General features: G+C 62.9%; 22 protein-coding genes. 11 read left to right on the top strand and 11 right to left on the bottom strand.

The genetic code is table 11. The features are described from left to right. Window positions 1-25: 25 nt before the first annotated feature. Genes PLANPX_RS21960 through PLANPX_RS21950 form a run of 3 tightly spaced genes read right to left on the bottom strand, consistent with a single transcriptional unit; the run spans window position 26 to window position 2,477 of the window. On the bottom strand, window positions 26-1,198 hold the full coding sequence (locus tag PLANPX_RS21960; RefSeq protein ID WP_152100799.1) for a secretin N-terminal domain-containing protein: 1,173 nt from the start codon (window positions 1,196-1,198) through the stop codon (window positions 26-28). 10 nt (window positions 1,199-1,208) lie between these two features. After that, window positions 1,209-1,826, bottom strand: coding sequence for an anti-sigma factor family protein (locus PLANPX_RS21955; RefSeq protein ID WP_172992243.1), 618 nt, complete (start codon window positions 1,824-1,826; stop codon window positions 1,209-1,211). 30 nt (window positions 1,827-1,856) lie between these two features. Continuing rightward, window positions 1,857-2,477: an RNA polymerase sigma factor gene (locus PLANPX_RS21950; RefSeq protein ID WP_172992242.1), complete on the bottom strand. Its 621-nt coding sequence runs from the start codon at window positions 2,475-2,477 to the stop codon at window positions 1,857-1,859. A gap of 473 nt (window positions 2,478-2,950) precedes the next feature. Between PLANPX_RS21950 and PLANPX_RS21945 the strand changes: the two genes are divergently transcribed. The 3 genes from PLANPX_RS21945 (at window position 2,951) to PLANPX_RS21935 (ending at window position 5,872) form a co-directional block, all read left to right on the top strand. After that, entirely contained in the window at window positions 2,951-3,727 is a 777-nt protein-coding gene (locus PLANPX_RS21945; RefSeq protein WP_232536437.1) for an MlaE family ABC transporter permease, read from the top strand. Between the two features lie 115 nt (window positions 3,728-3,842). Beyond that, window positions 3,843-4,652: an ABC transporter ATP-binding protein gene (locus tag PLANPX_RS21940; protein WP_152100795.1), complete on the top strand. Its 810-nt coding sequence runs from the start codon at window positions 3,843-3,845 to the stop codon at window positions 4,650-4,652. A 113-nt stretch (window positions 4,653-4,765) separates the two neighbouring features. After that, the gene (locus PLANPX_RS21935) at window positions 4,766-5,872 is read left to right on the top strand and encodes an MlaD family protein (protein WP_152100794.1); all 1,107 of its coding nucleotides are present in this window, start codon (window positions 4,766-4,768) and stop codon (window positions 5,870-5,872) included. A gap of 126 nt (window positions 5,873-5,998) precedes the next feature. On the opposite strand, the gene PLANPX_RS21930 is transcribed toward PLANPX_RS21935, so the two are convergent. Next, window positions 5,999-6,565 carry a PEGA domain-containing protein gene (locus PLANPX_RS21930; protein ID WP_198421794.1) on the bottom strand — a complete coding sequence of 189 codons (567 nt, stop codon included), beginning with the start codon at window positions 6,563-6,565 and terminating at the stop codon, window positions 5,999-6,001. Window positions 6,566-7,082: 517 nt separating this feature from the next. On the opposite strand from PLANPX_RS21930, the gene PLANPX_RS21925 reads away from it, so the two are divergent. The 4 genes from PLANPX_RS21925 (at window position 7,083) to PLANPX_RS21910 (ending at window position 13,383) form a co-directional block, all read left to right on the top strand. Beyond that, on the top strand, window positions 7,083-8,351 hold the full coding sequence (locus PLANPX_RS21925) for a PP2C family protein-serine/threonine phosphatase (protein ID WP_152100792.1): 1,269 nt from the start codon (window positions 7,083-7,085) through the stop codon (window positions 8,349-8,351). 573 nt (window positions 8,352-8,924) lie between these two features. Next, on the top strand, window positions 8,925-10,106 hold the full coding sequence (locus tag PLANPX_RS21920) for an LptF/LptG family permease (protein ID WP_172992240.1): 1,182 nt from the start codon (window positions 8,925-8,927) through the stop codon (window positions 10,104-10,106). 297 nt (window positions 10,107-10,403) lie between these two features. Continuing rightward, window positions 10,404-12,020 (top strand): sensor histidine kinase, encoded by a 1,617-nt coding sequence (locus PLANPX_RS21915; RefSeq protein ID WP_152100790.1) that lies wholly within the window; start codon window positions 10,404-10,406, stop codon window positions 12,018-12,020. Between the two features lie 10 nt (window positions 12,021-12,030). Continuing rightward, window positions 12,031-13,383, top strand: coding sequence for a sigma-54-dependent transcriptional regulator (locus PLANPX_RS21910; RefSeq protein ID WP_152100789.1), 1,353 nt, complete (start codon window positions 12,031-12,033; stop codon window positions 13,381-13,383). 123 nt (window positions 13,384-13,506) lie between these two features. Here PLANPX_RS21910 and PLANPX_RS21905 read toward each other — a convergent pair whose 3' ends face one another. Next, a complete protein-coding gene (locus PLANPX_RS21905) occupies window positions 13,507-15,075 on the bottom strand; it encodes a PEP-CTERM sorting domain-containing protein (protein ID WP_152100788.1) in 1,569 nt (522 codons plus the stop codon). A 215-nt stretch (window positions 15,076-15,290) separates the two neighbouring features. On the opposite strand from PLANPX_RS21905, the gene PLANPX_RS21900 reads away from it, so the two are divergent. Together PLANPX_RS21900 and PLANPX_RS21895 are read left to right on the top strand one after the other, a co-directional pair. Then, complete coding sequence (locus PLANPX_RS21900; protein ID WP_152100787.1) at window positions 15,291-15,518, top strand: AbrB/MazE/SpoVT family DNA-binding domain-containing protein; 228 nt, start codon at window positions 15,291-15,293, stop codon at window positions 15,516-15,518. Beyond that, window positions 15,515-15,922: a PIN domain-containing protein gene (locus PLANPX_RS21895; protein WP_152100786.1), complete on the top strand. Its 408-nt coding sequence runs from the start codon at window positions 15,515-15,517 to the stop codon at window positions 15,920-15,922. Before PLANPX_RS21900 ends, PLANPX_RS21895 begins: the two co-directional genes overlap by 4 nt. A gap of 20 nt (window positions 15,923-15,942) precedes the next feature. On the opposite strand, the gene lexA is transcribed toward PLANPX_RS21895, so the two are convergent. Further along, the gene (gene lexA / locus PLANPX_RS21890) at window positions 15,943-16,542 is read right to left on the bottom strand and encodes a transcriptional repressor LexA (protein ID WP_152100785.1); all 600 of its coding nucleotides are present in this window, start codon (window positions 16,540-16,542) and stop codon (window positions 15,943-15,945) included. A 369-nt stretch (window positions 16,543-16,911) separates the two neighbouring features. Here lexA and PLANPX_RS21885 point away from each other — a divergent pair, with 369 nt between their 5' ends. Both PLANPX_RS21885 and PLANPX_RS21880 read left to right on the top strand, forming a co-directional pair. Continuing rightward, window positions 16,912-17,937 carry a S1C family serine protease gene (locus PLANPX_RS21885; protein ID WP_172992239.1) on the top strand — a complete coding sequence of 342 codons (1,026 nt, stop codon included), beginning with the start codon at window positions 16,912-16,914 and terminating at the stop codon, window positions 17,935-17,937. Window positions 17,938-18,044: 107 nt separating this feature from the next. Continuing rightward, window positions 18,045-19,190 (top strand): S1C family serine protease, encoded by a 1,146-nt coding sequence (locus tag PLANPX_RS21880; protein WP_152100783.1) that lies wholly within the window; start codon window positions 18,045-18,047, stop codon window positions 19,188-19,190. Window positions 19,191-19,284: 94 nt separating this feature from the next. Here PLANPX_RS21880 and PLANPX_RS21875 read toward each other — a convergent pair whose 3' ends face one another. The 5 genes from PLANPX_RS21875 to PLANPX_RS21855 form a co-directional block, all read right to left on the bottom strand. Next, complete coding sequence (locus tag PLANPX_RS21875) at window positions 19,285-19,899, bottom strand: hypothetical protein (RefSeq protein ID WP_152100782.1); 615 nt, start codon at window positions 19,897-19,899, stop codon at window positions 19,285-19,287. 3 nt (window positions 19,900-19,902) lie between these two features. Further along, window positions 19,903-21,144, bottom strand: coding sequence for an acetylxylan esterase (locus PLANPX_RS21870; protein WP_198421793.1), 1,242 nt, complete (start codon window positions 21,142-21,144; stop codon window positions 19,903-19,905). Window positions 21,145-21,364: 220 nt separating this feature from the next. Further along, window positions 21,365-22,735 (bottom strand): Gfo/Idh/MocA family protein, encoded by a 1,371-nt coding sequence (locus tag PLANPX_RS21865; protein WP_152100780.1) that lies wholly within the window; start codon window positions 22,733-22,735, stop codon window positions 21,365-21,367. Window positions 22,736-23,093: 358 nt separating this feature from the next. Further along, window positions 23,094-24,389, bottom strand: a complete 1,296-nt coding sequence (locus PLANPX_RS21860; protein WP_152100779.1) for a formylglycine-generating enzyme family protein — start codon at window positions 24,387-24,389, stop codon at window positions 23,094-23,096. A gap of 182 nt (window positions 24,390-24,571) precedes the next feature. After that, complete coding sequence (locus tag PLANPX_RS21855) at window positions 24,572-25,204, bottom strand: YdcF family protein (RefSeq protein ID WP_152100778.1); 633 nt, start codon at window positions 25,202-25,204, stop codon at window positions 24,572-24,574. Window positions 25,205-25,215 lie beyond the last annotated feature (11 nt).

Genomic DNA, 25,215 nt, shown 5'->3' with positions numbered 1-25,215 from the left:
GCCAAGCAATCAACCCAACCCGTGCTCACTCTTCCGGAGCGAAGCTCTCCGCCTCGACGACCTGCACGACGAACGCAAACCGCGTGGAGTTGAGTTTGGCAGCGGGAGCGGACATTCCCATGCCGCCTTCCCTTCCGCGGCCCATTCCCATGCCTCCGCCGCCCATTTCGGCCACAACGCTGCCGCCAATCACTGAGTTCGCCGTGCCAAGCACCATGAAGTGCCCAATCGGCGCTGCGAGCGAGCCGTTCATTTCGCAGACGGGGCCGTTGCTTTCGATCGCCAGATGCATATCGACCAGTGATCGATTGTCAGCTGTTGCCGACAGATCGCCGCTGAGAAGCATTCGCATCGGTTGATCAAACAGTACGGCGGGGACTTGCGTGGAGAACTGCACCGCTTCGGCGTTCTCCTGCACTGAAATCGAGGTGAATGTTTGTGTGACGAGACGGGGGTGCGTGATGCCCAGTTTGCCGAGTGATTGGACCGCTGGGAATGGAAGGTAATCTTCGGGGCTGTCAAACCCTTCAACGCCGTCGGCGAGCCAGAAGACCCGGAGCATCAGCGTTCGTCGCGGAGCGACTGGCGTTGCAGCGGCGCCGGCGGTAGCTGGCGGCGCCGAGAATCCGCCCTGGCCCGCGATAGCGAGGTCGTCGAGCTTGATCACCAACTGCTCGACCTGCGGCAGCGCCTCGGCCTTGCCGAAGACGATCAGCCCGTTGGAAGCTTCGTCGATCGCAATCCGGATCGGCTGCGTGCCGATGAGCAGTTTGATTTTGTCGGCCGCGGCGTCCGCGGAAGTGTTTTTCATTTGGAAGACGCGGACCTCGGCGTCTGGCAGCGGCGGCAGGTCGGGCGTCGCGCTACTCTGCTTGTATTCGTGAATCACCTCGCCGATGAGCTGCTTCGTCTTGGCGAGCTCCGCCTTCGTATCGTCGAGTTCCTTTCGTATCGACCCGATGACGACTTGCTCGTAAGGCTGCTCGACGGCGACCGTCGAGTCGACGAACGCCGAGCTGATTCCGGTTGAGCCTTCGTCCGCTGCTGCCGATCGCCTGGTCGCCGCGGCTCCGAACGGATCGGCTTGCTTTGGGGCGTCGACCTTGGGCTCGTCGGCAGCGACGGGACGTGCGACGATCAGCACTCCTACAGTAAACAGGCCCCAGAGCCATTTGGTCGAAGATGAAAAGTAAACCATGGCGTGTTATTTAACCTCCAATGAGTTCTTGGTACTTGGCTTCCAACTCTCGCCGCCGTTGCATGCGACGGTCGGCGTCAGTGGTCGAGTAAAACTGCACGATCGTGACTTCGGGCGATTCGCTGGCGATGGGAATCGCGATGCCGTCGGCGCCGGCCGTGAACCGGGCGACGGTTTGTATTTTGAGTTGCTCACGCGGTTGCGCGGGCTGTTCTAGCCCCGGGCTCCGCCCGGGGGCGACTTCGCGTTGGGCGACGTTGTGCGGCGTGGGAAGCGACCCCCGGGCGGAGCCCGGGGCTAGGGCGAGCATCCGCCACGCTACGGTGGCGATTACCGCGACGCTTGCGGCGACGGCGAAGCTGGCCGTTAGCAAGCGACGTTGGCGCTGTCGTTGCGTCGCCGCGGCGATCGGGTCGCCCATCGCCGTTAGCAGCGTTGCCGGCGCGATCGGGCTCGCCGCAACCGACGATCGCAGCGTCGCATCAATCCACTGCTGCTGAGCCACCGCGTCGCGGCACGCTGCACAATTCGCCAAATGCGTTTCAAATCGCAGGGCCGCCTCGCCCGCGAGTTCGCGGTCGAGGTAATCGTCCAGCGACGTGCATTCGTTGTGGAAAGATTCGTTCATCGCCATGTTCACTGAAAAAACGCGGAGTGGTTAGATTTCCGTTCGCACCCCGCGGAGTTCGTCGTCAATCGGTTTCAGCCGCTCCCGCATCGTCCGCCGCGCGAGCGACAGGCTTGCCCGCAGCGCTTCGACGGAAATCTCCAGCACCTCGGCCGCTTCTTCGTTCGAAAGCTGTTCGATCGTCACCAAGTGGATCGCCTGTCGCTGTCGCGGCGGCAGCGCGTCGAGCGTCGCCAGCACCGCGTCCACGGTTTCTTGTTGTTCGAGTCGTCCCGCGGCGCCGAGCGCCGAGCAGGCTGGTTCCGCCTCCAACTCCGCCGTCGGTCGGGCCGTGCGGAGGCCGTCGCGGTGGAGGTTGGTCGCAATTCTAAGTAGCCAAACCCGCGCGGCCGCCGGCTCGCGGAGTTTTGCCCGCTGCCGCCAGCCGCGGAGGAAGGTTTCCTGCGTGAGGTCTTCCGCCAGCTGGGCGTTGCGAACCAACCGCAGGGCGTACCGGTAGACGACGTCGGCATGCACTGCCAGCAGTTCGTCCACAGCGGTCGCCCCCCTCGTTCCCTGCAGGTCGCCGCCGCCGGTAGTCCCGTCCGCCGCCGGCGGGTTCGAATCCCAGCCTGCTATAAGTGAAAGACGAAGCTGGCGGGGGATCGTCAAAGAGAAAACGGTGAAAAAAGAAAACTGTGCTGTCGCTGTGGCGACTTCATGATGAATGTTGCGGCTCCCTCCCCCTTGAGGGGAGGGCTGGGGAGGGGGTGGAACCCTGGTACACGCTGTCTTCACCCCTCCCTAACCCTCCCCCTCAAGGGGAGGGGACCTCACGGTTTCATCCCCTCCGCCCGGGGCGAGGGGAGGCACGCCGCCGCATCTTACGCCTTTTGCCACGCCAGCCAAAATAATTCGCCCCGCAGGGTTTGCTCAAGCGGAATGGTTTGCCAAGTCGATTCCTTTCCCAGGGATGGTCCCCGGAGCCGGCGCGCGCCTGCGCCGGACCATCGGGCAATTTCAGCTTCAGAGACGGCGAGCGAACGATGTCGACCGGCACACTACCGACGAACGATCAGCTAAGCCGCGGACCGCTCTGGCGGGTCAGCGAGGGGATCGCCGATTTCGGCGCCGTCGTCATCCGCATGATCGAGGGCCTCGGCGATCTGACGCTCTTCGCCTGGAGCGCGATGCTCTGGATGGTCAGTCGCCTGCCGCGCCGCGATACGCTCATCAACAACCTGTACGCGATCGGCGTCCAGAGCTTGCCGGTGGTTGCCATCATCGGCGCGTTCACCGGCATGGTGCTGGCGGTGCAGTCGTACACGCAGTTCCGTAACTTTGGGCTCGAAACACAACTCGGCGGCGTGATCAACAAGTCGATGTTCCGCGAACTCGGGCCGGTGCTCGCGGCGACAATGCTCGCCGGCCGCGTCGGTAGCGCGATGGCGGCGGAACTCGGCACGATGCGTGTCACCGAGCAAATCGACGCCTTGTCGGCGATGGGCGCCAATCCGATTCACTACCTCGTCGTGCCGCGGTTCATCGGCTGCCTGACGATGATTCCCATCCTCACGATCATGGCGATGTTCATGGGCGTGATCGGCGGGGCCTATTACTGCATTCAATTTCTTGGCATCGACTATTACTACTACCGCACGAACTCGCAGCGGTTCGTTGAGAACTGGGATTTGTTCTACGGCATTACGAAGAGCGTCTGCTTCGGCGCCGTGATCGGCATCATCAGCTGCTACCGCGGCTTCAACTGCCTGCCGGGCGCCGAGGGCGTCGGCCGGGCCGCGACGACCGCGTTCGTCTACTCGTTCGTGTCGATCATCATCCTCGACCTGTTGGTGAGCATCGTGCTCGATCAGATCTACCTCTCGATCTGGCCGGTGGCTCCGTCGTTGTTTGGGGCCTGAAGGCGTCAGTTGTCCGTTGTCAGTAGTTAGTTGCGGCTGTCGCAGAGTTCGAATTCCCTCTTAGCAACTGACAACGGACCACTGACAACTGACTAGAAACCCTGACAGTCAAAAAATGGTAAGCGCCTCTCCCTTAATCGACCTCCAAAGCCTCACCGTCCGTTTCGGACGGCAGACGGTGTTGCGCGATGTTTCGATCAGCATTCCGGCCGGTCAGACGCTTGCGGTCATCGGCGAGAGCGGATGCGGCAAGACGGTGCTGCTGAAGACGATCATCGGGCTCGTGACGCCGACGGGGGGCGCGGTTGAGTTCGACGGCCGGCAATTCGGTTCGCTGCCAGAACGCGAACTCGCCGCCCAGCGGACGCGGTTCGGGTTCGTATTTCAAAACGCGGCATTGTTCGACAGCATGAACGTCGCTGAGAACATCTTGTTTCCGCTGAAGCAGCACCGTAAGGATAACGCCGCCGACCAAGAGCGGGCGATGCACGCGCTGCTGACCGAGGTCGGCCTGCCGAATACGGTGCTGAAAAAGTATCCGGCGGAACTGTCCGGCGGCATGCGGAAACGCGTCGGCTTGGCTCGTGCCCTGATCATGCGACCCGAAGCGGTGCTATACGACGAACCGACGACCGGCCTCGACCCGATCATGAGCGACGTCATCAACCAACTGATGATGCGCACACGAGACAAGTTTGAAGTCACCAGCGTGATTGTCACGCACGATATGAACACGGCGCGCAAAGTGGCCGACCGGGTGGTGATGCTCTACCCGCTCAATCGCTTGCAGCCCGACGAATCACAAATCTTATTCGATGGCCCCCCCAGCGAACTCGACAAGTCGACCGACCGACGCGTCACGCAGTTCATTCATGGCGAGGCGGGCGATCGCATGACGGAACTCGCAGAACAAGCAGGAGAATAGCGAATTAGCGGTCAGCTTTCAGCAATCAGCAGTCAGCCAGGTCGAGCGCATCCGGCGCTTGTCTGTGCATTTCTCTTGCTGATCGCTGAAAGCTGACCGCTGACAGCTCCCATATGAACGAACGCACCAAACAATTCCGAGTTGGTCTGGTCGTCTTCTTCATCTTGCTGCTGCTCAGCATCTTGGTGGTGTTGAACAGCGACTTTTCGGCGCTGCCGTTCCACGAAACCTACAAGGTGAACTTGCTCGTCGACGAAGCGCCAGGCGTGGCGCCGGGGACGCCGGTGCGCCGTCGTGGTTTGCCGATTGGCCGCGTTGCCAGCGTCGAGGATACCGACACTGGCGCGCTCATCACGATGGACATCCAAGACGGCAAGCACATCAAGTCGAACGAGCTCGGCCGCATCCAAACCTCGCTCGTCGGCGACGCGGTGATCGAGTTCATGCAAGTTTCGTCGCCGATCGGCGCCGCGACCGTCGCCCCTGACGCCACCGTGAAGGGGAAGTACGTCTCCAACCCGATGGACATGATGGCCGACATGCAGGGCGACCTGAAGCAAACGATCATGTCGCTCGGCGACGCCGGCAAGGAAGTCGCGGAACTGGCCGACCGCGTGAACCAGGTGCTCGGCGAGAATGACATGCAGCGGGTGAAACATCTCGTCGAGTCGGCCGATCAGGCGATGCTGCAGTTCTCGCAGGTGACTGCGAACCTGAACGACATCGTCGGCGATCCGATCCTCAAGCAACAACTTAAAGACGGACTCGCGCAGGTGCCAAGCCTCGTCGGCGACGCGCGGGCGATCATGGGCGCCTTGCAAGGAGCGCTCCGCTCTGCGGATGAAAACCTCAAGAACCTGCAAGGCCTCACCGGCCCGCTCGGCGATCGCGGCACGGCGATCGTCGCCACGCTCGAACAAAGCGTGCGGAATCTCGAAGAACTCCTCGGCCAGGTCGCGCAGCTGACGCGCAACGTCAACAACAGCGAGGGGACCGTCGGCCTGCTGATTCGCGATCGGCAGATCTACGACAACCTTAACCAGGCGATCGCTCAGGCCAATGCCGCGGTGGGCGACGTTCGCAAAATTGTCGGCAACCCTGAACTGAGTCGCCGCATCGACCAGATTCTCTACAACGTCTGGGTGCTGACCGACAAGCTCGCCCGCGATCCGGCCCGGTTGGCGCGAGGCATCGTCAATCGTGAGACGCCGATTAAGTGATAAGAGTTGCGAGTTACGGGTAGCGAGTTGCGAGTGCGACGCAGTAGCATCACGTTAGTGAAAGGCCTAACTGCTCAGTTCGCTGAATTCAACTCGCGCCTCGAAACTCGCGACTCGCAACTTCTGCTACTGCACCATCGGCAGCGGTTCGAGCGCTCGGCCGCCAGGCGGCAAGACGCCGGGGCCGTTCGAAGGGGGCACGATCACGCCCGGCGGCACCGCTTCGGGAGCGAGCGTCGTGCCTGGCAGCAGGGCAGGGCCGGTTGGTCCGTTGAACGCCGGGGCCGCAATCGTCGGCCGGCCGATGACTGGAGGCGGCGCTGCGGCAGGTCCGAACGCCGGCGTCGTCGCGCCCGCGGGAACCACGGCCCCTTGCTGCGTCGCCGCGCGAAGTTGTTCGCCGCGTTGAATCAGTTCTTCGGTCGGCACGATGATCTGCGGCTGCATATTGAAGCTCACCGTCCGGAAATCGTGGATCTCGTTCGGCATCACGTTTTCGGCGAAGAAGTCGATCGGCGGCAACTGATACCAGGGAGCCGGGATCGGTTGATTCACCGTCAGCGTTTCGTAGCCCGGCTTCACCAAGCGGATCTCGCGCGTGCCGTAATAGATGAAATTGGTCGCGCAGGGCGTCGTCCCGATCGGCTGATTGTCGACGTAAACCATGGCGCCGGGCGGGTTGCTCCGGATCATCAGCCGCCGTCGAACGCACCCGGGAAGCAGCGCAAGCGCTACAACCGCGAAGATCGCGAGGCGAAAGCCGGTGCGAGGGGTGGTCGACGACAGGTCCATGGACGAACGAGCGCGTATGATAAGACAGGCGGAATCGGGCGGGGAGTGTACCGGCGGGCCGCCAGGGCCGCTACGCCGTTTCCAGGAGCGTCGAAATGCTTGCACCGTGTGCCACTGGCGTGTCGCCAGTGAGAAGTGCTCGGAGGTTGGCGGATCAGCCGATCGCGAATCGGGCTCGGCTGGCCTGAAGAGTTGATTCAAACCTTTACCAGTCTGGAGGCACGGTCCTTCAGGCAAGAGGAACACTGGCGAGACGCCAGTGGCGCCCCGAAATGCCGGCCTTCCGCGCCGCTGTTGCTAGCAAGTCCCGCAGACTAAAATTAAACGTTCCGCGATCCCTTCCCCCGGCTAGGCGCACCTGGTGGCAAAACCGACCTCCAAACTGAATCGCTCGACGGGGGGGCTGAGGTGCGCTGCGGTGAGCGACATTGGCATGCGTCGCGCCAGCAACCAAGATTCGATGGCCGTCGCGCTGGCCGGCGACGATCGCGATTGGCGGAGCCGCGGCCACTTGTTCGTCGTCGCCGACGGCATGGGCGCCCACGCGGCGGGGGAACTCGCCAGCCAAATCGCCACCGACAGCATTCCGCACGCCTACCAGAAGCGGCCCGACTTGCCGCCGTGCGAATCGATCGTCGCCGCCGTCCACGATGCGAACAGCCGCATCAATGCGAAGGGTTCGAACAGCGTCGATTTCCACGGCATGGGAACGACCTGCAGTTGCCTGCTGTTGTTGCCGGACGGCGCGATGGCGGCCCATGTCGGCGATAGCCGCGTTTACCGACTGCGGGGGCATGCGTTCGAGCAACTCACGTTCGACCACAGCCTCGTGTGGGAGATGGCGGCCCTCGGTCACGCCAACGAAGAAGACGTCCCCGCCTATGTGCGGAAGAACGTGATCACCCGTTCGCTCGGCCCGCATCCGACGGTGAAAGTCGATCTCGAAGGGCCGTTGCCGCTGCGGGCGGGCGACCGCTTCCTGCTGTGCAGCGATGGGCTGACGGGACCGCTCAGCCCGCAACTAGTCGGCATGGTGTTGGCGTCGCTGCCGCCTGAAGACGCGGCACAGACGCTCGTTGATTTGGCCAACCTGCTCGGCGGCCCCGACAACATCACGGTGATCATCGCTGAAGTGGCCGACCCGGCGACGCTCGGCCAGAAGAAGGATGGCAACTCGTGGGCCGACTCGGTGACGCCGTTGGCTAACGGGCCGAGCAAGCGCGATTGGGGCTTCATCGTTGCGCTGGCGGCCCTGCTTATTCCTGGAATCATCATGCTCATTAACGGGGCAATGACTCCGGCCTTAGTGTCCGGCGGTATGGCGGTGGCGACGCTGCTGGCGTGGATCGCTCCGCGGATGAAGGGCGAGAATCCCTGCCGCGGCGTGAGCGGCCATTTCGGCAAGGCGCCCTATCGCAGCTACGCGGTAGCCCCCAGTCCGCAGAGCATTGAAATGCTGAGCGACGTCGTGCGGCAGCTAGAGGATCTTGAAGCCCAACGGAGCTGGCCGTTCGAGTGGAAAGAGGTCCACGCCGACCGCGTCGCCGCGCACAAGGCGATCGCCTCGGGCGACTACACGGCAGCGGTCGTGGCCTACTCGAGCGCCGTCCGCCGGCTGATGCAAGCCGTCCGCTCGCACCGTCCCGAACCGCCGAGCGACAGCGGCATCAACCTCAACGCCGGCTAGCATCCTCGTTCCCACGCTCCGCGTGGTAACGCCTCCCCCGACGCTCCGCGTCGCGCCGGGCGCCATGTTCTCGCCGCCAAGTCGTTAGCATGCAGGCCATGGTTTCCCTCAGTTCCGCCCCCGAACGCTGAAAGCGTTCAATCATCCAGCCCGGGGTTGATTGCGCAGCAATCTACCCCGGGTAACGTTCCCTATCTGTTGGGGGGCAGATCAGGGCGCAATTCCCGGGGTAGATCGCGTTGCGATCAACCCCGGGCTGGAGGCTGCAACGCCTTCAGCGTTGCCAAGCAGCCCGTGGCCACGACGGAGTACCGTCGAGGCCATGCCACCCGCCACCACCTTAGCCCCGGGCTCCGCCCGGGGGTCGGCCTCCACATCGGTAAGCGTTGCCCAACATAACGTTACGCGACCCCCGGGCGGAGCCGGGGCTAGAACTCGGGAATGCCGCAGAGCGGCGGGCGTTGCGTTCCCACGCGGAGCGTGGGAACGAGGGCCATGCGAACGGGCCACGCATCGGCATTCCCCGCTAGCCCCGCCTTCTGCTACAGTGCCGCCGCTCCCACGGACCGGCGTATGCGCATTCTCACCCGCTATATCCTGCTCGAAATGCTGACGGTGTTCCTCATCACCATGGGGAGCATGACCGTCTTCATTTTCCTGGGGTTGATCGGCAAAGAAGCAGTCGACAACGGCCTCGGCGCCGGGCCCATCTTGCGGCTGCTCCCCTACTTGCTGCCGCAAGCGATGCAGTTTTCGGTTCCCGGGGCGCTACTGCTAGCAACCACGGTCGTCTACGGCCGCGTGTCGTCGTCGAACGAAATCGTTGCGGTAAAGTCGCTCGGTATCACCCCGATGGTGATGCTGTGGCCGACGCTGCTATTCGCCTTCATCGTGAGCTTCGGCGCCGTTGCTCTCAACGATCTCGCCGTCTCGTGGGGAACGAACGGCGTCAAACGCGTCATCATCGAGTCGTTCGAAGAGATTGCCTACGGGCAGCTGCGCACCCGCAAAATGTTCGGTAACGAAAAGTTCAAGGTGAACGTCAAGACGGTCGTCGGCAAACGGCTGATTGGCCCTGTGATCACCTTCGAATCGGGCAGCGGCAACGTATCGATCATTCGCGCCGACGCTGCGGAAATGAACGTCAACATCGCGACCGGCGCGCTCGACGTGAAACTCTTCAATACCGAGGGGGGGCTCAAAGGCTGGACGGTCAATCTGCCCGGGGAAATCGAGCGATCGTTCCCGCTCGAGCAAGCGCTCGGCGGCGGCTCGTCGAAGCCCGGCCCGTCGGAGACGCCCCTCCGCGACATCAAGATTGCGAAAGTCGACCAAGGCAAGCAAATCGACTGGCTGAAGCACGAGATGGCGGCGGCCACAAGCATGGCGCTCATGCTAGGCCGTTTCGACGAACTCTCGCAAAGCCAGTGGAGCGCGCGAGAGGGCAATTTGAAGTGGTCTCGCCGAGAGCTGAACAAGCTGAATGTCGAGCCTTACCGCCGCTGGGCGAACGGGTTTAGTTGCCTCGGCTTCGTCCTCATCGGCGCGCCGATGGCCGTGCGTCGTCGCCACGGCGAGTTCTGGGGGAGCTTCTTCGCCTGCTTCCTGCCGATTCTGCTGGTCTACTATCCGATGCTCGTCGGCTGCGTTACTCAAGCGAAAGATGGCGCCATCCCGCCGCAGGCCGTGTGGCTGGGAAACTTTGTGCTGGCAGCCTGGGGCGTGTGGCTGATGCGGCGAGTGATCAGGTTTTAGAGGGTTCAGGGTTCGGGGTTCAGTGGCGAGTGCGAAAGCGTGTACCCGCCGCTGGACTGGTCGCTTAAGCGACCAGTCCGCAGCGCGTTCGAACCTCCTCCGTATTTCCCGAACCCTAACCCCTGAACCCTCTCCAGCTAGCACCGCCGCGCATTCGCCGCAGCCGTTCACCCTCGTCTTGCTGGTTTAATCCCCGCGGGCGTATACTCTCCTCCCGTCTCGGCGGCCCTCAGGACGAGCGCCGCCGAGCGAGTGTTCTTCGCCGAGCCGCTCCGCGCGACAAGGAGGTCGCCCCACGTGCTCTCTCATTGGCCCATACGCACGAAACTGCAGCTCGGACTCGGCCTGTTGGTGGTCGCAGTCGTCGCTCTATTCGGCAGCGCGTGCTACGGCCTCTATGCGTACCGTTCGCTGGTGAAGAATATCGCGGCCCGCTCGGCCGAGTTGCCCCAAGCCCGAATCGTCTCCGATCACGTCAACGATCTGCGCGTGACGATCAGTCAGGTTCAGCAGCGATTGAACTTCAACCTGCCCGAGGGCATCGGCAGCGATACCGACGCGTTGCTGGCGGGAATGTTTCGCACGCAATTCAGCTCGCTGGTCGATTCGCTTCGTCGCTACAAGGAAGCGCTCGGCGCCGGAGCCGTTGACGACGCGTCCGAACTCAGCGACGACCACCACGAGTGGGCGACGCTCAAGGAGATGGACGGCATCGTCGCGGAGTTGAAGCGACGCAGCGTCACCTCGTCGGATCATTCTTGGTTGGACAACCCTGAAGAGATCAGCAGCACGCGCGGCCTGATCGAAGAGTTGCGAAGCCTCAGCGGCCAATTGCCGACCCATTTGGAAGATCAGTTTGAAAAGATCGCCGACGACGTGAAGTCGCGCTATCGCACCGCGATTACGTCGGCTTGGATCGGCCTTGGTTCGATTGTGATTGTGCTGATCATCTCGCGGCGCGTCTTCAACAAGTGGTTTGCCGATCCGCTGCAAACGCTCGTCGACGGGTCGCGCATCGTCGCCGCCGGCAATTTCGAACATCGCATCGCCATCAACGCGCGCGACGAAATCGGCGAACTCGCTGAAGCGATGAACGCGATGACGCAACGGTTCTGCGAAATTCGCAACGACCTCGACCGCCAAGTGACCGAACGAACCAACCAGGTCGTCCGCAGCGAGCAACTCGCCAGCGTCGGCTTCCTCGCCGCCGGCGTCTCGCACGAAATCAACAACCCGCTCGCGTCGATCGCACTCTGCAGCGAATCGCTCGAAAGTCGTCTGCAAGATCTGCTCGAAGGCGCCGATCCCGAACGCGTCGAAGAGGTGCAAGTCGCTCGCAACTATCTGCAGATGATTCAGCGTGAAGCATTCCGCTGCAAGCAAATCACCGAGAAGCTGCTCGACTTCGCCCGTCGCGGCGACACGCTGCGGCATGCCGCCGATTTGCGGGAGCTGGCCGAAGGCGTCATCGAAATGGTGCAGCATCTCGGCCAGTACCATGATAAGAACCTCGTGCTGTTGCCTGGGCCGCCCGCAATCGCCGCAGTCAACGCGCAAGAAATCAAGCAAGTCGTCCTCAACCTGATCACCAACGGGTTGGAGTCGCTCGACGCCGGCGGCACGGTCGAAGTGTCGATCGAACGCGACGCGCTGGCGGCTCGCATCGTCATTAGCGACAACGGCTGCGGCATGAACGACGAAGTCCGCAAACATCTGTTCGAGCCTTTCTTCACCCGCCGGCGTTCGGGGCAGGGGACGGGGCTTGGCTTGTCCATTACTCACCGCATCGTCGAAGAACATCGGGGCAGCATCGAGGCAACGAGCGAAGGGCCGGGCCGCGGATCGCGGTTCGTCGTCTCGCTCCCGCTGGCCCTGCCGAACAAGGAGACGCACCATCGCTACCAAGCAGCCTAACGGTCAAGGATTGACCCTGTTGTTCGCCGACGACGAGCCCTCGCTGCAAGAGCTGATGAAGCTCGAACTGCCGCGCCTGGGCCACCGCGCCACCGTCTGCCCCGACGGACTCACGGCCGTCGCTGCGCTGGAAAAGAATACCTACGATTGCATCATCGTCGATCTCGACATGCCGGGCCTCGACGGCATCGGCGTCATCGCGAAGTGCAAAGAAACCTCGCCCGGCACCGAAGCGGTCGTCCTCACCGGCAAGAGCTCGCTCGAAACGGCGATCGCGGCTTTGCGCCACGGCGCGTTCGATTACCTCACGAAGCCTTGCCGGCTGATCGAAATCGAAGCGTTGCTGAAGCGCGTCACCGAAAAGAAACTGCTTGAGCAGAAGTATCGCGCGCTCGAGCACCAAGTCCGCCGCCTCGAAGGCGCCCCGCGGCTCATCGGCAACACGCCGGCGATGCAAAAGGTGCGGATGCTGATCGAACGCGTCGCGCCGACCGGTTCGACCGTCCTTATTCTTGGCGAAACGGGCACCGGCAAGGAGCTGGTCGCGCGTTCGTTGCACGATCACAGCACCCGCGCACACATGCCGTTCGTCGCGATCAACTGCGGCGCCTTGCCGGAGACGCTCATTGAGAGCGAGCTGTTCGGCCACCGCAAAGGCGCCTTCACCGGCGCCGACGATCACCGCGTCGGCCTGTTCGAAGTCGCCCACGGCGGCACGATCTTCCTCGACGAAATCGGCGAGTTGCCGAAGGCGATGCAAGCCAAGCTGCTCCGCGTGCTCGAAAGCGGCGAAATTCGCCGCGTCGGCGAGAACAAGCCGGTGATGGTCGACGTCCGCGTCGTTTGCGCCACTCACCGCAACCTGCCGGAAATGGTCGCCGCCGAAGAATTCCGCGAAGACTTGATGTATCGGATCAACACGTTCGAAATCACGCTGCCGGCGCTGCGGGAGCGGATTGAAGACGTGCCGGAACTCGCCCGGCATTTGCTCGTTCGCCATCGTCGCGGCAAAGACGCCGACGCCGGCATCGCCGAGGATGCGATCATCGCGCTCTGCAGCCACGTCTGGCCCGGCAACGTCCGCGAACTGGCGAACGTCATCGAACATGCCACCATTTTGTGCGACAGCGGCCCGATCCACCGCGAGCACTTGCCGTCGCGGTTCGACTCGCGGCAACTCGTCGGCGCCGCCCGCCAGAAGCCGGGCGTCATGACGCTCCGCGAACTCGAAATGGAAGCGATCCACGACGCGCTTGAACGCCACGCCGGCAACAAGCCCAAGGCCGCCGACCAACTCGGCATTAGTTTGAAGACGCTTTACAACAAGCTGAACACAACTGGCGCGCCCGAGAAAGCCGCCTAGTGTATCGTCAACACAGCGAGCCGAGGCGTCTCGCCCCCGGCGCATCCCTCCAGCTTAAAGAGCGGCCGCGTGTTGAACCACGCGGCCGCTTTCGTATTCACGAAGCGCAATCCGCCCGCCGGCTCAAGTCGCCAGTAAGCGGCGCCGACGCATCGCTCCCGCGGCGACAACGCCCACGCCAGCCAGCGCCAACGACGCCGGTTCAGGCACGCTGGCGATTTTGAATCCCATCGACGTGCCGTCCCAACTGGTCGTGGCGAATGTGGTTCCACCTGGGGAGATCACACGGTAGCTCACTCCCGTGCCGGCGACAATGCAGTGCAGGTTGCCGGCTGCGTCGAACGCCACGCCCCTGCCTGGCAGCGGTCCCAACGCCGTGTTGACGACCATCACGCCGGAAAGATCGGGAATGCCGTCAACGACCGGAAGGACGGCGACGTCGCCGCTTCGCAACATGGCGGCGAGCCACATTTGATCAGGCGAAATCGCGATCCCCATGACATTGCGCATTACGTCGGCAATGTTTGGATCGTTGAGCATCGCGCGGCTCGCCGTAAGCGAATCGTAGATCGGCTCTCCCTGCGGATTGAGGACGACGATGCCTGCAGAACTGCCAGATAGCAAGGAATTCGAGAGATAGAATTTTCCGTCGGCCCCGCGAGCAAGGTCGGGCGTGCCAATCGGCGGCAAAACATTCTCAGTATTCACCTTCGTTGGCATCTGCGCGGAGAATTGAGCGTCGAAGCCAAGGTCGTAACGCCACACGCTGTTGAGGTCGCTTGTGTCTGTTCCGCCAATCTGGCTGCTGCTGAAATCGCGATCGACTGTGTGGACCACCAGCGTTCCGTCGTAGGGCGATCCCGAGACGACGAAACCGGTGATCCGACCGTGATTGGCTTCCGGCGGGAGCGGCGGCGGACCGAAGCCAGGGGCCAACACCGGATAACTCATCCACAACTGCCCCTCAAGCCGGACGAGGCCGTGGGAGAGGAGCGCCCCGTCAGCGACGTAGACCTCATCGTCGGTTCCGACGGCGAGCCGCCAAGCGATGGAGCCTCCTCCGGGAAAGGAGAATCCTGAGTCCGGAAAGAAATCCCCGTATCCGAAGGCGTCGGAGCCGTCTGCGGCCACTGCGTAAACGCCGCGACTTAGATAGCGCGCGGAGTCAGCCGTGGGCCCTAATGATGCGTTGCCGATGTAGGCAATGCCGAAGTTGGGCGAGTTCGGGTTGAGATTGACGCCGACGCCTCTCGCCGCATTGAAGCTGTTGAGCGGATTGGTATCGTCGCTCACCAATCGCAGACCAGACGCCGGAACCGATTGCGAAAGCCCGTTCGCAGCGGACAGTGCCGTACCGCCGGTGGGAATCGTGTAACCTTCCGCCTCCATGTTCTTCACAAGGATGGAGAACTTGTCGAGCGGCGAAGACAACGGAAACGTTTTCGTCCCCTTCGTCGAACCGTCGAGCCATTGCAGTGGTCCGCCGTTGACGCTGTAGCCAACTTGCTCGGCAGGTTCGTTGAGAACGAACGAAACTTCTGGCGCCGTGGGAGGGACGACGCTCGCGAATTGCGCCAAGCTAGGCGCCGTGTTGATGGAGACACGCGAGGCGTAAGGCACGCCGTAGGTCGCGGGAGCGCATAGAAACAAGATAAGGGCTGCCAAGCAGGCGGGAACGGCGCTTCTCGTCATGAGCAATCCCTTCAAGCGGCGAATCGTGTGGAGCGACGACGGCCAGTGCCGGCATCGACGCTATCTTGCAGGGAGACGATGGCAACGTCAACAAAAAACAGGAGTTGGCGGCAGGGGATTCGTTTTAGCCTAAATCGCTGCGTACTGAGGCGAGCGCGACCCACTGGTAGAGGATTATCCCTTGATTTTGACCAGTAAGATGCTATCTTACCTTTATGAAGACAACGTTATCTAGCAAAGGCCAAATTGTGCTGCCGGCGGAGCTCCGCGAGCTTGACCGTATTACTCCAGGGCAGCAATTTGAGATCGAGCGTCTTCAGTCGGGGGAGTACCTCCTGAAGAAGGTCTCGACGCCGACGATCAGCATGGTCGACTGGCTGCAATGTTGTCCTGAAAAGGATTGGTTCCAGCCGATTCCGTCTGAAAGTACGGACACGCTGTGAGATACCTCGTCGACGCCAATGTGGTGAGCGAGGCCACGCGCCAAGAGCCCGATCGGAAGGTGATGTCATGGCTCGTCAGCAATGAACTCGCCTGCGCCGTCAACCCAATCATCTTAGGCGAGATCGAGTTCGGCATCTTAGCGCTGCCGTCGGGCAAGCGGCGCAAGAATCTGCAGGAGTGGTTCTGCGACGCGGTGCGCGCCTTACAGGTTCTAGAAATGGACGCTGCAACAGGCTCTGAATGGGCGATCCTGCTGGCGGAACTCAAGCGCAAAGGGCGCGCGATGCCAGTCAAAGACAGCCTCATTGCCGCGACGGCGCGGCAGCATAAGCTGACTGTTGCGACGCGCAATTTAGCTGACTACAAGTACGCAGGCGTCGCTCTGGTGAATCCATTCGCTTAGCGGGAGGGCGCCTAGTGCCCTCACCCCACCTTGCGAATCACCCCCGTCACCACCCCCAGCACCTGCACGTCGCGGACGTAAATCGGCTTCATCGAAGAATTCGCCGGCTGCAGGCGAATGCGGTTCGCTTCGGGGTACCAATACTTCAGCGTCGCTTCGCCTTCTTCGGTGAGCGCGACGACGATGTCGCCCTTGTGGGCGGTCTTCGTCTTGCGGCAGATGACGATGTCGCCGTCGGCGATTTGCGCTTCGATCATCGACTCCCCCTTCACCCGCAGCGCGAAGCTGTTCTTCTTCGCGGGGAAGAATTCGTCGAGGTTCAGCCGCTCGGCTTGCTCGATCGCTTCGGTCAGATTGCCGGCCGCCACCTGGCCGACCAGCGGAAAGCCATCGTCACGCCCGGCGTCGGTCATTTGGATCGCCCGCGACATGTTCGGCTCGCGGGTGATGATCCCCTTCTTCTCGAGCGCCTTCAGGTGGCACATGACGCCGTTCGGCGAGCTGATCTCAAAATACTCGCCGATCTCCCGCACGGTCGGACCGTAGCCGCGGCCGCGAATTTTCTCCTTGATGAAGTCGTAGACTTCCCGCTGCCGAGTGGTGAGTTGGTCGAGTGACATGGCAGTTCCAGCCGATGGGAGGAAGGGAGGGAATCGCCGCCGGTTCCGTGCCAGCGGACGTATCTCCTGATGGTAGTATACGTTAGTGCATGAATCAAGCGCGCATGTACAGGTGTTCGACGAGATTTCTGCGGAACTTCAGACCAATCGACGCCAGCGTGCGTAGTAGAGGCGTTCGTCGGCGGCGTTTTGCCGGCCGGGAGGCTGGCGAGCCTTCGGCTGTCGGGCGGTGTTAAGCATCAAAGCGGAGGGCTCAAAACGTCGCCCGCACGGCTTACCCAGGCCCGACATTGCCCCCCGATGGGACCATTGCGACAATTACCACAACCCCGCCCCTGCACGCCTCTCGCCGTTGCACGCCGGACTTCTATGAAACGATTTCCCTTCGTCCGTTCGTTGCTGTCGCTCGTCCTGAGCGCCGTCGTTGTCCAACCGCTAGCAGCCCAAACCGCGTCGCCCGTCTCGCTGGAACCGACGGCTGACACCGCGAAGGTGCTGGCCGCCCGTGCTCCGACAAACGCCGCCGAACTGAAGCTAATCCAAGATCAACTCTTGAAGGTGATCGACCGCGTGATGCCCGCGACCGTCGCGGTTGAAATCCGCGGCGCCGCTGGGAGCGGGGTGATCGTCAATAAGGAAGGGCTGGTCCTCACAGCCGCTCACGTGGTCGGCCGCGCCGGCCGGCGCGGTTGGGTCCAACTTCCCGATGGTCGCCGCCTCCGCGGCACGTCGCTTGGAGCCAACCATGAAGTCGACGCCGGCATGATGCAGATCGACGAGCCGCCGGATGACTTGCCGTTCATTCCCGTCAGCACGGGGCCTGCGCTCGATCCCGGCCAATGGGTCGTCACGATCGGCCAGCCGGGCGGCATTGTCAAAGACCGTGCTCCGCCGGTCCGCTTCGGACGGGTGCTGTTCCGCGACGAAGGGCTCCTCTGCACCGACTGCGAGCTCGTTGGCGGCGACTCGGGCGGCCCGCTGTTCGACATGAAGGGCGAAGTCGTCGGCATCCACAGCAGCATCGGGCCGATGGTCACCCACAACTTCCACGTCCCAGTCACCTGCTTCAACAAAGACTGGGACCGCCTTGCGAAGGGCGACGTCTGGGGCGGGCACTACGACGACGATCCCAATGCTCGGCCGCTGCTCGGCGTCCGCGGCAGTGCCGAAGCGGGCACGTGCGTGATCACCGCCATCTTCCCCGGACTGCCGGCGGAAGGCGCGGGGGTCAAGGTCGGCGACGTCATCACGGCGGTCGACGGCCGGCCGATCAATACCTTCGACGAACTGCAGCGGATCGTCTTCCACAAGAACCCTGGCGATCGCTTGAAGCTGGAGATCGACCGCGCAGGAAAGACGCTGGAGATTTCCGTCCGGCTGGGCGGCGACGAGTAACGCCGGGCGGCGGATTGTTGCCGGTTTGTAAGAAAAACTTTGCGGTCGCCTGCTGGTTATGATAGATCAGGGGCTCAGGGGGCGGCGGTAACGGAGCAGAGGAACAGATGAAGACGTTGCTGAATCGCATGCGATGGAGCGGACGGATTGCCCTGCTGCTCGCCGCTGGTTGGTCGACGCTCGCGCCGAACGCGCCAGCCCAAGCCGACGAGCCGGCGCCCAAACGCGAGCGTCGCGATGCGGAAGCGGAGTACTCCGAAGGCTCCTTCGGCATGGAGCGCTTGTTCGTGCCGCGCTGGCGCCTGACCGACGGCCCGCAAGTTCGCTCGGCATTCCGCGACGTCGTGAAGGACGTCGTCGCTGCGACCGTTTCGATTCAATGCGACGGCAAGCAAAGCGCCCTCGGCGGCATCATTAGCCCCGACGGCTGGATCGTCACCAAAGCGACGCCGCTGTGCGGCAAGCTGACCGTTGAGCTGGCCGACGGCCGGAAGCTGCCCGCCACGACGGTTGCCGAAAGCGGCCAGCATGACTTGGCGCTGCTCAAGGTCGATGCGACCAATCTGCCGTCGCTCGATTTGAACGCGGCCAATGGTTCGCCGAAGGTTGGCTCCTGGCTCGCGAGCACGGGCCACTCGAAAGATCCCGTCGCCGTCGGCGTCGTGAGCGTGCCGCCGCGCGTGATTCCGTCGCAAGCTGGCGTGCTCGGCGTGCAGATCGACGAAGTCGAAGCCCGCATCGTGCAAGTCTTCCCCGACACCGCCGCTGAAGAAGCCGGCGTCGAGCCCGAAGATCTCATCGTCGAGGTGAACGGCAAGAAGGTCGCCAGCCGCGAGAAGCTCAAGGAAGTGATCGCGTCGTTCAACCCAGGCGATGAAGTGGAACTGGTGATCGATCGCTCCGGCGAGGAAGTGAAGCTTCACGCGACGCTCACCGGCGATTTCCCCGGCCTGCCGATGGGCCGCAGCGAGTTCCAAAACAACCTCGGCGGCAAGCTGAGCGTTCGCCGCTTCGGCTTCCCGCTTGCGTTCCAGCACGATACGGTGCTGCGTCCCGCCGACTGCGGCGGGCCGGTCGTCGACCTCGACGGTCATGTGGTCGGCTTCAACATCGCCCGCGCGGGACGGACCGAATCGTACGCCCTGCCGGCCGAGGCCGTCCAAGGCGTGCTGAAGGAGCTGATGAAAGAGCACCTGATGGTGAAGAAGCATTCGCCCGAGGCCGAAGCGGCCGAGAAGCTTGAGATCAAGTAGGTCGGCGTTTCCGTTCGCTTGTGGGAGGCGTCTCCGACGCCGATTCCTCGTTCCCACGCTCCGCGTGGGAACGCACCCCCCGCCCTCTGCGGCATTACTCCGCGCTCTCCACGCCGCGCAGCAGATAAAACGCCTTCGCTTGCGACGGCATCGACGACGAATCGTACGGTTTCGTTGGCGTGCCCCGCTGAAAAATGGGCTGCATCAACGGCTCTGCTTCGTCCGCATCACAAGCTAAGTAGAACTCAGCCGTGTCCGCAGCCGCGTCGATACGCCAGGCCCACCGCTGGTCGTCATGCGTGCCGAAATGGTCGCAAGCGTTCACGTTCCACCCCTCAAGCGGATAGGGATAGATCGACCTCGCGATTCGATAAATCTCCCGTTCGTCGTCTTCGTCCGACGATGGTTCGACGGGTACGGAGCCTGTGTAGGCCACTGCAGCGCGCGAGGCGAGTTGCGAGGCCAATCGCTCCCCGCTCTCGCGATCTGTTTGCACTCTCATGTGGAGCGAGTTGGGAACCTCGGTCCAGAATCCGACGTCGGCGTCGACGATCGCTAGCGACTTCCCGTCGACGGCGAAGTAGCTGTGCAGCATGTCATCGACTTCGGCCCGCGTCGCTCGGGGAGGCGTCTGCTGGCGAGCGGCGAGCATGACGAGTGCCGCTCCGAGGAACGCGACCACGCCGAGCTTGATGTAGAAGCGATTCATTTCCTACTTCATCCACCGATCCGCGAAGTCCATGTAGATATTCCAGTCGGCCGGCGTCATCGAGTGCTTACCGCTGCGGATCCAATAGCCAAGCCGGCCGTCGCCCAAGAGCGGCGCATCGGCGGCGGGCATCGCGTCCGCTTTCAGGCCGTCGACGCCGAGTAGTTCGTAAACCGGCGCCGCCGCTTGCAGCACCTCGAACTGCCCCGACGGATTGGCCCACAAATCATCGGCAGCCGCGGTGAACAGTACCGGCCGCGGCGCGCACATGGCCACCAGGCAGTTTTGGTCGACCGGCAAACGCGACGGATCGTCGCCGAACTTCGTGAAGTTGCCCGCGAACCAATGCGGGAACTTCTCGGTGATGATCCGCACCGTTTCCGCCTTCGGATCATCGTGCCGGCTCGGCCCGCTGCCGCCGCAGCCCGCCTGATTGGCGACGGTCAGCGCGATCCGCTCGTCGAGGGCCCCGGCCAATAGCGCCGTTTTGCCGAGCCGCGAGTGCCCGACGACCGCGATGCGATCGGGATCGATCGCATCATCGGTGCGCAAGTAGTCGACCGCCTGCTGGATGCCCCACGCCCACCACATGATGGTCGCCGTCTCCGCGGGATCGGCTTCGCCATCGGCCTCGAGCGCCGCCCGCATCCCCTCGCGGACATCGGGGCGATCGGGCTGAATATCGCCGCAGTAGAACGTCGCGACCGCATAGCCGCGCTGCACGATCTCCGCGAGCGGCCAATCGTCGGCCTGCCCGCCGCGGCCCGCGTCGGTGGCGCGATTGCCGACGACGCCCGGATGTCGGTCGGGCATCCAGCCATCGGGCAGTCGCACCCGCGGGTCGTCGGTCAACTGATGGTTGCCGGCAAAGTTCATCCCCACGAAGCAGGGCGCCCGCGGCACGTCGTTCGGCGTCGCGATCAGCAGATAAATCTTCGGCCAATCTGGCGGGCCGATCGTTAGCTCTACCTCGCGCAACGTGCCGATGCCGTCGAACGCGCGGCGATCTTCAAACAACACGCGATGCGCGAGCGGCGTTTGCGAGTCGTAAGCCGGCCCCTGCGGAACGCGGCCGTAGACGTACGTTTCGAACAGCTCCAGCAGTTCGGGCCGCCGAGCTTGCCGCCACGCTGCGGCAGAGGCGACGCGCGTGCCGTCTTGCATCACGAGCGGATCGGGCAGGGCAGGGTGCGCGGGGAGTACCGCGGGTGAGGGATGTTCGCCGCGTGCAGCGCCGACAGTCATCGCGAGCGCTCCAAGCATAGAGAGTAAAGAGAAGAAGATTCGCATCTGACGAGTTCTCGTGAGAGGAGTGAACTGAGCAGAGGCACAAAAAAAGCCCTGAAGGGGCGACGGAGGCGTCGTTCCTTCAGGGCTTTGATTGTAGTGTTGCGATTGGCTTGATGGCCACGCCCCGGACCGCGGGGCTGAACCCCGCGGCTCTTGGGACAAACAGCATTATGGCTTAGCCGTTTAGGACGTCCGTTACTCCGGGGATCGCGATGGCGTAAAAACCGTCCTTGCCCGGCATCACTGGCGGGTCGGCGTCGAAGGCGTACTTCTTCGGCGACAGGTCGACCGTCGAGTTGAGCGCTTCTTCCCACTTCAGCACCTTGCCGGAGTAGGTCGCCATGCGGCCCATGATGGCGGTCATCGTGGAGTTGGCGCCGTTATCGCCTTCGTTGTAGATGTCGCCCTGGCGGAGCGCCGCGAACAGATCGTGGTGCTCGTTGTGCCAGCCGTTCACCGCTTCCTTGTCGCTCTTCCACCGCTTCGCGCCGTTGGCGTTGATGGTGAAGCCGCTGATGTCGGCCGTCCCCTTCGTGCCGTGGGCGTGCTCGCTCACCGACGACCAGCAGCCGTCGATGTGGCGGCACTGGCTGTACATCTTCGTGCCGTCGGGGTAGGTGTACTCGACGGCGTGGTGATCGAAGATTTCGCCGTAGTCCTTGCCGGTGCGAACTTGCCGACCGCCCATGCCGCCTGCTTCGGCCGGGTGGGCGCCCTTCAGCCAGTTGCTGACGTCGAGGTTGTGAATGTGCTGCTCAACGATGTGGTCGCCGCAGAGCCAGTTGAAGTAGTACCAGTTCCGCATCTGGTACTCCATCTCGGTCATCTCCGGCTTGCGGGGACGCATCCACAGGCCGCCGCTGTTCCAATAGACGCGGGTGGCGAGGATGTCGCCGATCGCGCCATCTTGCAGCCGTTGGATCGTTTCGATGTACTTCGGTTCGTGATGGCGCTGCAGACCAACCGCCACCATCAGGTTCTTCTCTTTGGCGATCTCGTTGGCAGCCAGCACGCGGCGCACGCCCGGGGCGTCGACGGCGACCGGCTTCTCCATGAAGATGTGCTTGCCAGCGTTGACCGCAGCTTCGAAGTGTTGCGGACGGAAGCCTGGCGGCGTGGCGAGAATCACCAGATCGACGCCGCTGTCGATCACCTTCTGGAAGCCGTCGAAGCCAACGAACTGCCGCTCCGCGGGGCAATCAACGACGCTGTCGATGAAGAGCGAGTCCTGCTTTTCTTGGCCCTTCTTCACGTCTTCGTTGATGCCGTAGACGGTGTTCTGCATGTTGTCGGCGAACGCATCGCACGCGGCCCACAGGGTGACCTTGCCCTTGGTCTCGAGCGCCTGGGTCGCCGCACCGCGACCGCGACCGCCGCAACCGATCAGGCCGATCTTGATTTCATCGCTGCCGCTGATGTGGGCCGAGCGGGCAATCCGCTGATTGAGCCCCAGCACGGCGCCGCCGGCGGCGATCGCCGCAGCGCCCTTGATGAACTGCCGCCGCGAATTGTCGGCCGGAAGATTTTGGTTGCTTTGATCAGACATGCTCGCCTCCAAAAGTGGATAAGTGTTTTTGCATCTTTCCCCTCCCTCGAAGGGAGGGGCCAGGGGAGGGATTCCCGACGCATCCAAGCTTGATCGAGTGTGAACCGAAAAGCCCCTCGCCAACCTCTCCCCTCAGGGGAGAGGGACCATTCCTGAATTGCCGCTACCTAGTGTCTCCGCTGAGGAGCTAAAGGTGTCATGCCATTTCTTCTCGTTCCCACGCTCTGCGTGGGAACGAACTCTTCGCCGCTCCTGCGGCATGAACCATCTAGTCAAGCAAATGTTACCGAAAAGCACGCGACGCAGAGCGTCGCCCTCAACGTTCCTACGCGGAGCGTAGGAACGAGTTCTACGAGGTTTACTTCCCGCTGCTAATCTTCGTCGAAGCCTCAATCGCCTGCGGCAGCGTCGCGTCGGCGTTGCCGAGCGCCCCGCGGCCCTCCTTCAGTCGGGCCTTCACATCGCCCGCCAAATCTTCGACGTCGATTTCCCAGACCCGCTTCTTGTCTTCGTCGGTGAGCGGCGCGTAGGGGCGAACTAGCCGCATGCCGACGCCCATGGCTGCTTCCTCAGTATACCACCACGGGCTCTTCGGCAGATTGGGGTCGGACATTTTCCAATCCTCTTCTTCCGACTTGTGCCGAGCCGCGCTCCGCAGCCGGTCGGCCGTGTCGAGCCACGAGCCGCCGCGAATCACCCGCGGGTAGAGCTCGGTCGGCCAGTTGACCGTCTCCCAGGCGTCGATCGCTTCGCCATCCTTCGCTTGTTCGCCCAGCTTCTTATACCGGTCCTCGGCGTAGCCGTCGAGCGTCCACTCGGCGACGTTGCCGTGGATGTCGAACAAGCCCCAAGGATTCGCTGCCTTCGAGCCGACCGGGTGCGTTTCGTAGTCGGCGTTGTCGTCGAGCCAGCCGTAGTTTTCCACCTTGCCGGCATCGTCGCCGAACGAGTACGGCGTGTCGGTCCCGCCGCGAGCGGCGTATTCCCACTCCGCTTCGCTCGGGAGGCGATAGTCTTGACCGGTAAGCCGGCTGAGCCACTTCGTGAACTGCCGCGCCGAGTAGTGCGTCATCGTCACCGCCGGCTGATTCGGCTGGTCGCCCGCCATGTAGGTGTGGTCGGGCATGTAGAGGGGCGTTGGGCACGTGACGCCGTCGACGCCGTGATTGTCGACGTCGCCTTTCCAGGCGTGCCCTTCGATCAACTCCCAACCTTCGGCGTTTTCATCTTTGCCGGGGTCGGTCGCGCGATTGGCCGCCAGCGTTTGCAGTTGCTTGAAGGCGTTGTACATCTTCATGTACGACTGGTACTCGGCCCACGTCACTTCATGCTTGCCGATCCAGAACGGCGCGACCTTCACGCGGACCTGCGGCCCTTCGTCGTCGCTGCGGTCGGCTTCGTCGTCGGGGCTGCCGAGCAGAAACTCGCCCCCCGGAATCGGGATCATCTCAAACTTGACGTTGGTCCCCGGAATCGTCTGGGTGTAGGGAACCATGAACTTTCCGTCGACTTCGACCGCCGGCCCATCCGCCGGTTTGACGTCGACGATTCCCTCGGCCTCCGCTGCGTGAACGATGTTCGTCACGAGCATCGAGAGCGAGATACCGCATGCGAGGACGATCGCCCCGCTCCACCACGATCCGAACTTCAACATGATGCAATCGCCGCGCGGCGATCCTGGACCAAGAATCTCAAAAGCGACCCCCGTGGAGCGTCGCCGGTCCTTTGAGCATAAGCCCCCGCTACGGCCCCAGCAATGCAACGCGAGCGGCCGGTGCGCAACGGCGAGAGCGAGTCTCACTTACCCGCCGGGCTGCGCGTTGACGCATCTGCCGACTACCGAACGAGATGGTTCGTGAAGCCTTGCGATTTCAGATACTCCCACGCCGCGATGATCTCCGCCGGGAGGTTGTGCGCCGTCTGATACCCTCGTTGCGGGTAGCGCAAAATGCGGTCAACGTCGCCGACCATTTCGTCGATCACGCCCAAAATGCCGACCACGTTGTTCACCTCGTCGGGGAAGCGAATCGCCGGGGCGTCGACCATCCCTTGCATTTCAGGCCATTGCACCGGCAGGGTGAGTTGCACCCGCAGCACCGAGTTCGGCTTCGTAAGAAAAACCGCGCGGCGAAGTTCCGGAACGAGCCGCCGAACGCACGAAACATTCTCGCCGAAGTTGGTCGCTTCGGTTTCGAGCCGAATCGCCGCCGGATCGACGCCGTTCGCGACTGCCCGCTCCCGAAAGACCTCAGCCTCCGTGATGTTCCACAAATGCTTCGTCCAGTTGCCGGTGTTGCCGGTGATGATGAGTTGCGGCGCGATTCCCTGGCGGAGCAACTCGCACGCATAGTCAGCGACGCGCAGGTCGTACGAGCAGCAGACGACGATCGCTTCGCATGGTGCATGCTCGCGACCAGCGGCCATGTATTCCCACAGCCGCGTCGCCATCTCAATCGTCTGCGAATGCATCTACCAACCGC

Origin of the sequence: Lacipirellula parvula, from assembly GCF_009177095.1 — a bacterium.
In the GTDB taxonomy this organism is placed as follows: domain Bacteria; phylum Planctomycetota; class Planctomycetia; order Pirellulales; family Lacipirellulaceae; genus Lacipirellula; species Lacipirellula parvula.
The sequence above is the reverse complement of the archived record's forward strand: the minus strand, read 5'-3'. Positions and strand labels throughout refer to the sequence as shown.